The 12214-nt window shown below is 33.3% G+C and carries 8 protein-coding genes; 2 read left to right on the forward strand and 6 right to left on the reverse strand.

The window, feature by feature from the left end:
• Positions 1-181: 181 nt before the first annotated feature.
• From uxuA to ACSUE0_RS05990, 4 genes are all read right to left on the reverse strand, one after another.
• Complete coding sequence (gene uxuA / locus ACSUE0_RS05975) at positions 182-1225, reverse strand: mannonate dehydratase (RefSeq protein WP_436956521.1); 1044 nt, start codon at positions 1223-1225, stop codon at positions 182-184.
• A 19-nt stretch (positions 1226-1244) separates the two neighbouring features.
• Entirely contained in the window at positions 1245-2651 is a 1407-nt protein-coding gene (uxaC, locus tag ACSUE0_RS05980; protein ID WP_119614399.1) for a glucuronate isomerase, read from the reverse strand.
• A 20-nt stretch (positions 2652-2671) separates the two neighbouring features.
• Entirely contained in the window at positions 2672-4066 is a 1395-nt protein-coding gene (locus tag ACSUE0_RS05985) for an MFS transporter (RefSeq protein WP_436956763.1), read from the reverse strand.
• A gap of 398 nt (positions 4067-4464) precedes the next feature.
• Positions 4465-5103, reverse strand: a complete 639-nt coding sequence (locus tag ACSUE0_RS05990) for a bifunctional 2-keto-4-hydroxyglutarate aldolase/2-keto-3-deoxy-6-phosphogluconate aldolase (protein ID WP_119614397.1) — start codon at positions 5101-5103, stop codon at positions 4465-4467.
• Positions 5104-5623: 520 nt separating this feature from the next.
• On the opposite strand from ACSUE0_RS05990, the gene ACSUE0_RS05995 reads away from it, so the two are divergent.
• Together ACSUE0_RS05995 and ACSUE0_RS06000 are read left to right on the forward strand one after the other, a co-directional pair.
• On the forward strand, positions 5624-6469 hold the full coding sequence (locus ACSUE0_RS05995; protein ID WP_436956523.1) for an HAD hydrolase-like protein: 846 nt from the start codon (positions 5624-5626) through the stop codon (positions 6467-6469).
• A gap of 3 nt (positions 6470-6472) precedes the next feature.
• Positions 6473-8197, forward strand: coding sequence for a glycoside hydrolase family 3 protein (locus tag ACSUE0_RS06000; protein ID WP_119614395.1), 1725 nt, complete (start codon positions 6473-6475; stop codon positions 8195-8197).
• Positions 8198-8745: 548 nt separating this feature from the next.
• Here the strand turns inward: ACSUE0_RS06000 and uidA are convergent.
• Together uidA and ACSUE0_RS06010 are read right to left on the reverse strand one after the other, a co-directional pair.
• Entirely contained in the window at positions 8746-10539 is a 1794-nt protein-coding gene (gene uidA / locus ACSUE0_RS06005; protein WP_436956525.1) for a beta-glucuronidase, read from the reverse strand.
• A 34-nt stretch (positions 10540-10573) separates the two neighbouring features.
• On the reverse strand, positions 10574-11977 hold the full coding sequence (locus ACSUE0_RS06010; protein ID WP_119614392.1) for an MFS transporter: 1404 nt from the start codon (positions 11975-11977) through the stop codon (positions 10574-10576).
• Positions 11978-12214 lie beyond the last annotated feature (237 nt).

Genomic DNA, 12214 nt, shown 5'->3' on the forward strand with positions numbered 1-12214 from the left:
CTAGCAAATTAAAAGAGTTTTGTGATTTTTTTCACAAATTTATCACTTTTATTCTTTTTCCTTATTCTATTAAAGTCTTATATTTGACATTTCTCTTTGCCTTCATACATCATGATATTGTTCACTATAATCATTATTAAATACTTTACAAGGGCTGGCACTTATTTTCTAGGACTATGTGCTATGCTTTTTTAGTTATTGCCTCATATAAGCCATTTAAATATGTTGCACCTAATGCTCGATCATATAGACCATATCCTGCTTTACCTGTTTCCCCCCAAATCATACGTCCATGATCTGGTCTTATTGGCCCCTCGTATCCAAAATCATGTAGCGCCTTTATAACTTCATACATATCAATAGAACCAGCTTCTGATAAATGTGCCGACTCTTGGAATGACTTATCCCCAACTAATTTCACATTACGTGCATGGACAAAATGTACCCGCCCTTTTTGACCAAAATATGCTAACATTTCTGGAAAATTATTTTGCTTATCCGAACCCAAAGAACCTGAACACATAGTCAAACCATTATACTTAGACGGATGTAAGTGAAGGAACCTTTCTAGATTTTCTCTATTTGTAATAATTCTGGGTAATCCAAATATTCCCCAAGGTGGGTCGTCTGGATGTATTGCCATCAGTACATCCGCTTCTTCTGCAACAGGTATTACTTTGTTGATAAAGTAACTTAAATTCTCCCATAACTTTTCTTCATCAATTGTTTTGTAATCTGCAAAGAGTGTAGCTAAGTCTTCTTTCCTATAGCTTGAATCCCAACCAGGTAAAGAGAGTTCACCTTTTAGTGGATCCATTTTAGCAATTTCTTCTTCATCATATATTAGTGCGGTTGAACCATCCTCTAACGGAAAATCTAACTGTGAGCGCGTCCAATCAAATACTGGCATAAAGTTATAGCACACTACTTTAATACCTACTTGACCTAAATGACGTAACGTTTGGCAATAATTTTCAATATATTTATCGCGCGTTGCCTTCCCTAATTTGATATCTTCATGTACAGGTACACTCTCAATGACCGACAACTCTAAATTAGCATTTTCAATTTCTGATTTTAGCTCTTGGATTTTATCTAATGGCCACACTTCGCCTACTGGCATGTCATAAATTGCGCTGACAATACCTTTCATACCAGGTATTTGTTTGATATATTCTAAGCTGATGGGATCATCCTTACCATACCATCTAAATGTCATTTCCATTCCAAATGACAGCCCCTCTCTAAATCAATTTAAAGTAATTATAAGCGTTGTGATAACAAATGTTTTTTATTAACTTCCCTAATAATCTCGGGTCATCTGGTATTTCTCCTAACTCCACCAAATTACCAATATAAGTACATAGAATCCTTCTAAAATAATCATGCCTTGAGTAAGAGATAAAACTTCTAGAGTCTGTTAACATACCAACAAAATGCATTAATAATCCTTGATCTGCCAATGATGTCATTTGATTTAACATGCCACGTTTCGTATCATTAAACCACCATCCCGCACCATGTTGTACTTTACTTTGTATGTGAGACTGGTTTTGAAAATTTGCAATCGTAGATCCTACAACATCATTATATGTCGGATTCAAATTATATAATATTGTTTTTGGTAAGTGCTCACCTGAAGCCATCATATTTAGCAAGCTATTTAAGTTTTCAGCAAGATTTTGTTGGTCTCGTATAGAATCAAATCCAGCATCTGGACCTAATTGTTCAAATGCCACAGTATTATTATTACGTATTGCGCCAAAGTGAATTTGCATAACCCAATCTTTTTCATTATAAATTTTGCTTAATTCATTTAATAAGAACGTTTGAAATTGTGCATATGCTTTATTACTTATCTTTTGTTTTTTCAATCCTTTTTGGAAAATATCATCAACATCGTCGCAATTATATGGCTGATACTCAATCGTATTTAATCCATGATCTGCTAATCGTCCACCTCTATCATGGAAATAATTAACTCGTATTTTCATAGCTTCTATAAAGTCATCTACATTACTAATAGGGTGTGTTAAACCACTTAATGTTTCTATGAATTCAGCAAAACTTTCTTCGCCTACTTTAAAAGCAATATCTGGTCTAAACGAAGGTAAGACCTGAGTCTTGAGGTCTGACTGTGTAAGCAACTCATCATGATAACGCAAATCATCTGTAGGATTATCTGTAGTACAAATTACTTTAACATTTGATTGAGTAATTAAAGATTGTGGTGTAATATTATGATGCTTAATATAACTATTAACTTGGTCATATATTTCGTCAGCATTACTTTCATTTAACACTTCATGCACATCAAAATACATAGCTAACTCTAAATGAGACCAATGATATAAAGGATTTGCAACCGAATTTTCTAAAGTAAGTGCCCATTTTCTAAACTTCTCTCTTGGAGTAGCATTACCAGTTATATAGTATTCATCAATACCTTGTGCACGCATTGCTCTCCACTTATAATGATCTCCCCCTAGCCACAACGTGGTGATATTATCAAAGTGTGTATTCTCACTAATTTGTTGTGGGTCTAAATGGCAATGATAATCATAAATAGGCATATCTTTTGCGTATTTCTTATATAGCTGAACTGCTTTATTATTTTGTAACATAAAATGATCAGTGATAAATTGTGTCATTACCGAAAACGCCCTTTCCTTTAAATTTCTTCTCTTAATGCTAGTTCTTTAACAATTTGTTTATGACGCTTATCTGTTAGTGGATAACCAATTAAGAATATAATTAGCGCAATTAAACAACCTACACCTGGCACTGCAAAGAATAATATTTTAAGACCTGTTAATGTTTCCGTAGTCTGAGCAACATTTGGTTGATAGCCAATCATTGTTAATGCAAGACCAGGAATAAAACCTGCCAACGCTTGTGAAATCTTACGGGTGAAACTATAGCTTGAATACGTAATACCTTCAGAACGTATTCCAGATTTCCATTGCCCATATTCAACAACATCAGCAATAAATGCCCAAGTTACTGTATTAGGTATAACTAAAAAGAATGAAGAAATTGTATTTACTATTAAAAATGTAGTTATATAATCTCCAAAAAGTGCAAAGTTTAGAATTTCACACAGCACAAATCCAGCTATACCTATAATAGCTGTCATCTTTTTCCCTACCTTCTTACTTAACAACGTTGTTATATAAAGCGCTGGAATAAGCACGGCAAAGTTTAATGTACTCACAAGACCAACTAAATTAGGTGCATCCATAACATACTGGAAATAGTACAATTGAGATGACTGTTTTAAAAACATCGACATAATTGTTAATAGTGTATAAATTGCTAATACTGCAAATGCTCCATTTTTCAACAAGCTCACAAATGCCTTTTTACCCATACCTTTCGTCTTAGGACGTTGTATCACGTGTCTTTCTTTAACATTTTTATAACAAATTAAATGTAGAACAACTCCAACAATGGCTAATAATGCTACTGCAACAGGATATCCAACTGCATGATTAGTAAACTGATTAACTAAAGGTATGACCACAATACCTGCCACAAATAATGCAGCTTGTGACCCTAGGTTTCTATATACTGATAGCTGCGTTCTATCTTCAGCATTAACAGTCATAGACGCAGAAAGTGACCCATAAGGTATATTCACAACTGAGTACGCCGCATTAAATAACATATAAGTTGCAAATGCCCAAATCGTTTTACCAGTTTGATCTAAATTTGGCGCGATAAATGATAAAACCGTACAAATTGCAAGTGGTACTGTACCATATAAAATAAACGGTCTAAATTTACCACGTTTCCCAATATTTGTTCTCGAATCTACGTAAGTGCCTACACAAGTATCTACAAATGCATCAAATATTTTTGATACAAGAAACACCAGCCCACCATAAAAAGCGGAAATACCTAGTATATCCGTAAAAAATTTCAATAAATATATTTGTCCCATATCAAACATCATACCGTTACCTAAATCACCTAAACCGTATGATAATTTTTCTTTGAATTTTAATTTTGGTGTACTAATATCGTCAAATTTTTCTTGCTTTGTTTGTTTTTTCTTCGCTGACATTGAAACCATAAGATGACCTCTTTCTAACGTTTGATGTCCCCTAAATATTTACTTAAGCATTAAAATTATATAAATATAACTGTCTTTAATTATAGTTTTATAAGTACTTTCTTTTATAAATAATTCAAACATAATTTGAATTATAGAATGATTACAACAAAGGATAGTAAAAACCATCTATATTCATATTTCAATTACACATATATTTTCTTAAGTTAAAGATCCTATGACTTTATTCTGTAATTCCAACGATATATAAACGATTTCTATAAACTTCAAAATTTTACTATCCATACTCATGTTAGCTATACCATTTGTTAATACAACAATTACTGATGTTTGAAATATTATGCTATTTACTGAAATAATGAGAATTGACAGTTACCAAAGTAAAAATGTTAAGCTTTTATACTTTTAAATTTTTCCACAAATGCACGTGTTTTTTCTACAATACTTCGATCTGATCCATCTTGAGCACTTCTGGTTAATGCACTACCAATACCTATGGCAAACGCTCCTTTTTCATACCATTCATGCATATTTTCTATGGATACGCCTCCTGAAGGCATCATTTCTACTTGTGGTATCGGTCCATGTACATTTTTTATAAAATCTGCTCCTAAGCCGTCTCCAGGAAATAACTTCACTACGTCAACACCATGTTGCAAAGCAGTCGTTATTTCCGTAACTGAACTACATCCTGGCAAATAAGGTATCGTATATAAATTACACATCATTGCTATTTGTGCATCAAAATGAGGACTCACAATAAATTTTGCTCCATTCATAATTGCGAAACGCGCTGTAGTAGCTTCCATAACTGTTCCGGCCCCAATTAAAACATCATTTTTACATTTCGTACTCAAGGATTTTATGACTGTTTCCACATGTGGTGTTGTGAATGTAACTTCAATATTTAGTATTCCACCTTCAATAATTTGTTTACATTTTTGCCATGCATCATCCTCCGTATTACCTCTAACAACCGCAACCAGATAATTTTCTTGTAGTTGTTGTAAAGTTCGCATTTTATTCATCATCATCTTCCTTTTCTGATTAAAATCTCATACTCAACTCACTTTCATTATATTTTTTATTTATTTCCAGTCAATTGCAATAAAAATATGTCTAAATAGTGTCATTATATTATTTGTAATATAATCATTCGAAAGCACTTGATAAATCTATGCTCAATACTAATACCTCAAATTTCAAATGATTTAAAAATTAAATAGCACACAAATTTGTAGTGGCATAGTTAATCATTTGAATCATTGAGATATATGCTACTTTTTATAAACTTATTAACATTTTTAGAAATAAATTAGCCTAAATAGCGATTTTGTGAAAAAAATCACATAATTAATGATTATTCTGTAGTTTTTTTGAATTCTAAATGCTAACTTTAATAGTGTAAAGAAAGCGCTTTATCATATGAATTATCTGCTTTAAAAGAACAATAATTCCAATCGTCTATTACACTACTCAACTCAATTATGATTGTAAAAGACATTATGATAATCACTTTATTTAAACTTATGGGAAAGGAATTTTAAAATGATTCAATCTTTATCACACTATAAAGCTAAATATAATAAACTCATTTGCGTCGATTCAGATGGATGCGCTATTGATTCTATGACTATTAAACATGAACGAGCTTTTGGTCCAGCGCTTGTCGACGAATGGCATCTCGAAGATGAGTCAGAAAGGATCTTAGAACGATGGAATGCATTCAATCTTTATGAAATAACTAGAGGCATCAACCGTTTTAGAGGTCTTGAAAAAATGTTAGGAGAACTTGTTGCAGAGGGTTTAGATATTAAAGGATATGACGACATAAAACAATGGGTACAAACTACTCAATCTTTTTCAAATCCTAGTCTAGAAGATGCCATTGAAGATAACCCAAATCAATCTGGTTTACGCAAAGCTTTATCTTGGTCTCATAAAGTCAATGCGCGTATCAAGGAACTTCCTAGTATCGGTCCTTTTGATCACGTACACAATGCCTTAAAAGATGCCTCTTCATTTGCAGACATAGCTATCGTATCGTCAGCCAACCTTTCTGCAGTTCAACATGAGTGGGAGTCTTATCACTTAACACCTTACTTGAGTGGCATGTTCGCCCAAGAATCAGGTACAAAAGAGCATTGTCTCGAAGTATTAAAATCATTCTATAACTTAGAAGATATTATTATGCTAGGTGATGCCAAAGGAGACTTGGAAGCTGCTCAAACGCATAATCTATATTTTTATCCTATCCTTGCCGGCCACGAAGATCAATCATGGCTAGATTTTCACAATAAATACTTAAAACTATTCAGAGAAGGTCGTTTCAATCAAGAAATACAATCTTCTTTAATTTCTACATTTTATAATAATTTTGAAGGAGCGAAATAATAAATGGTAAAAGTAAACCTAAAAACATCCCCTTATAATCTAGATGATACACAAATTGCTTGGGTTGAAGAAACACTAAAAGATTTATCAAGTGAAGAAAAAATTGGCCAACTCTTTTTCAATTTATTTTCATTAGAGGGTGGAAAAAAATTCCACGATGCAGATTTGAGTAATAAAGAAGTTTTAGAACGTTATCATATTGGTGGCGCACGTTATGAAGGCGGTAATAAAGTTGAAGTACAAAGCTTACTCAATGACTTACAACAAAATACAAAGGTGCCTGTTCTTGTCGCAGCTAATTGTGATTCTGGAGGTAATGGTGCATGTAAAGATGGCACTTATATTGCAAGTGCAGCGCAATGTGAAGCTGCACAAGATACTAAGATTGCATACAATGCTGGACTCGTTTCTGCACGTGAATCTTCAGCATTAGGTGTGCATATCAATTTCGATCCGTGTGTTGATATTCTTAAGAACTGGCGCAATACTATAGTAAATACACGCTCATATGGTACAAAGGCACAAACTGTCATCAAATATTCTAGTGCTTTTATTGATGGTTTCAACTCAGAACATGACATGATTACATGTATCAAACATTTCCCTGGAGATGGTACAGAAGAACGTGATCAACATTTGGTATTAGGTGTAAATGAATTATCTACTGAAGAATGGGACAATAGTTTCCGTAAAGTTTATCAACACCATATTGATCGAGGCGTACAAATGATTATGGCTGGACATATTGCACAACCTGCTTATTCTAAAAAATTAAACTCAAACCTTGAAGATAAAGATATTTTACCAGCAACATTATCAAAAGAACTTATCACTGATTTACTTAAAGACGACATGCATTTTAATGGTTTAGTCGTTACAGACGCTAGTCATATGTTAGGTATGACTGCTTCTATGCGTCGTGAAGATTACGTACCTCTTTCAATTGCTGCTGGATGTGATATGTTCCTATTCTTCAATGATTTAGAAGAAGATTATCAATTCATGTTAAACGGATACAACAACGGTATCATCACAGATGAACGTTTAGATGATGCTGTTCGCCGTATCTTAGGGCTTAAAGCACAATTGAATTTACACAAAAAACAAGTAGATGGAACAATTATTCGCGCTAAAGAAGACTTGCAAGTTATCGGTTGCCAAGAACATTTAGATATGCGTTCTGAAGCTGCTGATTTAGGTATAACACTCGTAAAAAACACTTTAAATCAATTACCGATTCGTCCAGAAACACATAAAAACATTCGCCTGTATGTAATTGAAGGTGAAAAAGATGGGATTTATAAATCTGCTAATAATGTGCCTGAAGACATTATTAAAGAACTTCAATCGAGAGGTTTTAATGTTACTTTAAACGATGGTTCTACACGCGTTAAAGGTAAGACATTATCTTATCGAGAAGAAGTTGATGCAGCACTTGTCTTCGCTAACATTATTGGTTACGCTGCTGAAAATAACTACCGAATCAAATGGGGTACTGCAATGAGCAATGAAATACCTTGGTATGTACACGAAGTACCGACAGTATTTGTCTCATTAAACTTCACAACTCATTTACACGATGCAACGATGGTGAAAGCTTATATAAATGCTTATCATTCTAACCCTGAAAGTATTAAACAAACGGTCGATAAAATTATGGGATTGAGCACTTTCAAAGGTACTTATAACGATTTGGTTTGGACTGATAAATGGCAAGCCAAATTATAATATAGACAACAACCTAATATAAATGAATAAATAGGATTGGAACATAAATCCCAGAAAAAGAAGCACTCAGATAATTTAATTCAATTTATCTGAGTGCTTCTTTTTTATTCAATACTTCGTATTGTTGGCTCGCTTTCTTAGGGGACCAGCTTCATCCTGGAGCCTTCAGCTTGCCCTATTCTCTCAAAAGTTTTGCCAAAATACGTCGCATTCATATGGAATTTCACATTAAAATATTTTTTAAAAAATGAGTCCCTTTCGTATATTTTAATAAACACTACTAGACTAAATTAACGAGATAACTATAATCAAAACAATAATGAAAAAGACAATTTCTATTTTATTTCAATAGAAATTGTCTTTTTTCACTTATCCAAGAACTTTATGTTCTAGATTCTTAGTCATTATATTGGGCTAATGGGACTTATGCATGAACTTTAGCTCACTGTTAAGTCTGTCATACTTTCGCCACTAGCCATCCTTATCTCGGGTATGACAGAAACCTTTTTAAATAAATTATATTTCTGTCCGACTCCCTTCCTTATTTATTATATTTTATATCCAAAATCTGGAATATTTGACCATCTTTCTTTGAAGTAATGAGCAACGGCTTTTGGTCTTCTTTCACGTGTGAAAATCCCTTTCTTATTTCCTTGAACTCTAATAATACCAGTAGAAGTTTCAAAATCTGCAAAATTCCATACCTGTTCTCCAATAAATTGTGGATACTTATCAATAACTTCATGATTAGCTTCATAATAACGTATTTGGTATTCCTCTGTGAATAATTCATCGTTTAATGCATGCATTCCTGCCACTGTATCAGCGCCATATTCAGTAAACATAATTGGTTTGTCTGGTTGTTTAATACTCCAACCATCTAACTCTTCTGCTAGTGCCAATTTAGCTGCTTTCAAATCTGCTGTTTGAGTATACCAACCATAGTACCTATTTAAGCATAATACATCGACTAAATCTTGAACTTGGCATGTGTCTGGTTGAGAAGTCAGTATTGTTACAATTGTAACAGGTCTCTGTTGTGGATCACAATTTCGTGCTAGATTCACTAATGGTTCGAAATATGCTTTAGCGCCCTGTTCGTCAGAAGCTGGCTCATTGGCAATCGACCACATAACCACACATGCATGGTTTTTATCGCGTTCAATTAACTCTTTAATTACAGCTTCATGCGCTGCTTTCGTACCTATTTCTTCAAATGTATTTCTTGCTTTTTCACCAGTTAAAATTGCATTAAAGTTTAAATGAACACCTACAGCAGTCGTTTCATCAATCACCACTATACCTTGTTCATCAGCTAAACGCATCATTTCTTCTGAATACGGATAGTGCGAAGTTCTAAATGAATTTGCTCCTATCCATTTCATCAAGTTAAAGTCTAATACATTCGCTACTTCATTCATACCTCTGCCATGATAATAACTATCCTCATGCTTACCAAAGCCTTTAAAATAAAACGGCTCTCCATTAATTAAAAATTTACCCTTAGCCACTTTGACAGAACGTATACCAAATCGCTCAGCATAAGTATCAATTAACTCTCCATCTTCTATAAGCGACACTTCTAAATGATATAAATACGCATTTAATGGTTGCCAAAGATGTGGATTCTGAACCTTTATCGTACCTTCTACACCTGTTGATTCCGCTATAACTTGCTTGTTTTCATCCACTAATCGAACCTCAACAGTTCCCCCGCTATGGTTCGTGCTCACTTTATAATTTACATAAGCATCATCACCTTGTAATTCAGGTACAATTTCAATATCTTGAATATGCATCTTAGGTGTTGTATATATTTTTACAGGTCTATGTAAACCCGCATAATTGAAGAAATCAAAGTTTGGTGTATTTTTCTTAATCACATTACCTTCTGGATCTGTTATTTCGTTATAATCTCCAACCGGTAAAGTTGTTTCATCTAATATATTGTTTACGCATACCGTTAAACGATGTGTCCCAACTGTGTAGGCTTTATCTAATGTTACTTCAAAAGGAAGGAAACCTCCTTGGTGTGATGTTACCTCATTACCATCAATATATACGGTTGCCTTATGCGTTGCTGAACCAAATCTTAAGACAATACGTTCATTATTTAAAACATTGGGAATAGTGAATGTTCTCTCATACCAAACATTCCCTACATGGTTACGAATATTAGCAGTGACACCTTGATCATTGAATGAACCTGGCACAGCCATGACTTGTTCAGTATTTAATGGTTGTGACACATCAATGTGATCTTCATTCTCCTCTAATTTAAAATGCCATATACCATTCAAATCAATGATACTTCTAAATTCATTTACAACTGGATACAACATACTCAATTACTCCTTTCAATTTCATTAAACCTATCTACAACTCTTCTCTCAATGCTAACTCTTTAACGATTTGTTTATGTTTACGGTCAGTTAATGGATATGCAAAGAAGAATAGTATGACTGCAATTAAACAAGCTGTCGCAGGAACGATAAAGAATAATACTTTCAATCCACGTAATGTATCTGCTGATTGAGTAGCATTAGGAACAAATCCAATAATTGTTAAAGATGCACCTGGTATAAATCCTGCTAAACCTTGTGATATTTTTCTTGTAAAACTATAGCTCGCATATATAATCCCCTCAGATCTAAGACCCGATTGCCATTGCCCGTATTCCACAACATCAGCAATAAATGCCCAAGTTACAGTATTAGGAATGACTAAAAATAATTGTGCAATGGTATTAATAATTAAGAACATCACGATATGATCTGAGAAAAAAGTGAAATTGATGAATTGGAATAAAATAAATCCTCCTACACCTATAATCGCAGTCATTTTCTTACCAACCAATCTACTTAAAAACGTTGTTAATATTAACGCTGGAATTAGCACAATGAAGTTTAGCGTACTAACTATCCCTACTAAATTTTGTTCTCCTAAAACATATTTAAAATAATATAATTGAGAAGCTTGCTGTAAAAATAGTGCACTAATTGTTAATAGTGTATAAATTGCTAATATGATGAACGGTCTATTTTTCAATAAATTTAAAAATGCCTTACGACCAATTCCTTTTTCTTTCGGTCTTTCAATCGTATGTCTTTCAGTTACACCTTTATAACAAATCATATGGAATATTACCCCAGCAATAGCAAGCATCCCAACTGCTATTGGATAACCTATTTGATGATTGGGAAATAAACTAACAACAGGTATAACGACAATCCCAGATATAAACATTGCGCCTTGAGACCCCATGTTACGGAATACCGATAGTTGCGTACGATCATCCGCATTAATAGTCATAGATGCAGACAATGAACCATATGGAATATTTACAAATGAATAAGCTGCATTAAATAACAAATACGTACCAAAAGCCCATATAATTTTCCCCGTCTGTCCTATCTCTGGTGATAAAAATGTTATGACTGTAAGTATTGCTAACGGTATACTGCCATATAAAATAAACGGTTTAAATTTACCACGTTTAGCAAAATTAGTTTGGTTATCTACAATTGTACCTACAGTTGTATCAACAAAGGCATCAAAGAATTTCGAAATTAAAAAAACTAAACCTCCTACCCACGAAGGTATTCCTAATATGTCAGTATAAAATAAAAGTAAGTAAATCTGCCCCATATCGAACATCATGCCGTTACCTAGGTCACCAAATCCATAAGATAATTTTTCCTTAAATTTCAACCTAGGCTCCTGAATCTCTTTAAACCGCTTTAGTTTACTGTTTGCTGGCTTTAATTTTGCTGTAACCATATCGATTACCTCTTTCCACTATTGAAGTTATTGTAATAATTAATTGTTCTAATAACTTCTTAGTATGTATTCATAACTGTATTCATAATTACCACTTAATAAGCAAACGCGTAAAATTGTAAGCGTTTTCTTATATGAGTAAAAAAGTAACTCTACAAATTTCTTCATCATTTCATATGATTGAATACATCCCCTGTAAGTAATTTATAGAGCTCTTTCTTTTATTATATTTTTAAA

It is taken from the genome of Staphylococcus sp. AS1337, from assembly GCF_051408735.1.
Taxonomy (GTDB): domain Bacteria; phylum Bacillota; class Bacilli; order Staphylococcales; family Staphylococcaceae; genus Staphylococcus; species Staphylococcus xylosus_B.

What these genes read in the sequence shown, in the direction of transcription:
- ACSUE0_RS05985 (WP_436956763.1), bottom strand. Translation starts at nt 4,066, where the DNA reads ATGTCAGCGAAGAAAAAACAAACAAAGCAAGAAAAATTTGACGATATT.
- uxuA (WP_436956521.1), bottom strand. Translation starts at nt 1,225, where the DNA reads ATGGAAATGACATTTAGATGGTATGGTAAGGATGATCCCATCAGCTTA.
- ACSUE0_RS06010 (WP_119614392.1), bottom strand. Translation starts at nt 11,977, where the DNA reads ATGGTTACAGCAAAATTAAAGCCAGCAAACAGTAAACTAAAGCGGTTT.
- uidA (WP_436956525.1), bottom strand. Translation starts at nt 10,539, where the DNA reads ATGTTGTATCCAGTTGTAAATGAATTTAGAAGTATCATTGATTTGAAT.
- uxaC (WP_119614399.1), bottom strand. Translation starts at nt 2,651, where the DNA reads ATGACACAATTTATCACTGATCATTTTATGTTACAAAATAATAAAGCA.
- ACSUE0_RS05990 (WP_119614397.1), bottom strand. Translation starts at nt 5,103, where the DNA reads ATGAATAAAATGCGAACTTTACAACAACTACAAGAAAATTATCTGGTT.
- ACSUE0_RS06000 (WP_119614395.1), top strand. Translation starts at nt 6,473, where the DNA reads ATGGTAAAAGTAAACCTAAAAACATCCCCTTATAATCTAGATGATACA.
- ACSUE0_RS05995 (WP_436956523.1), top strand. Translation starts at nt 5,624, where the DNA reads ATGATTCAATCTTTATCACACTATAAAGCTAAATATAATAAACTCATT.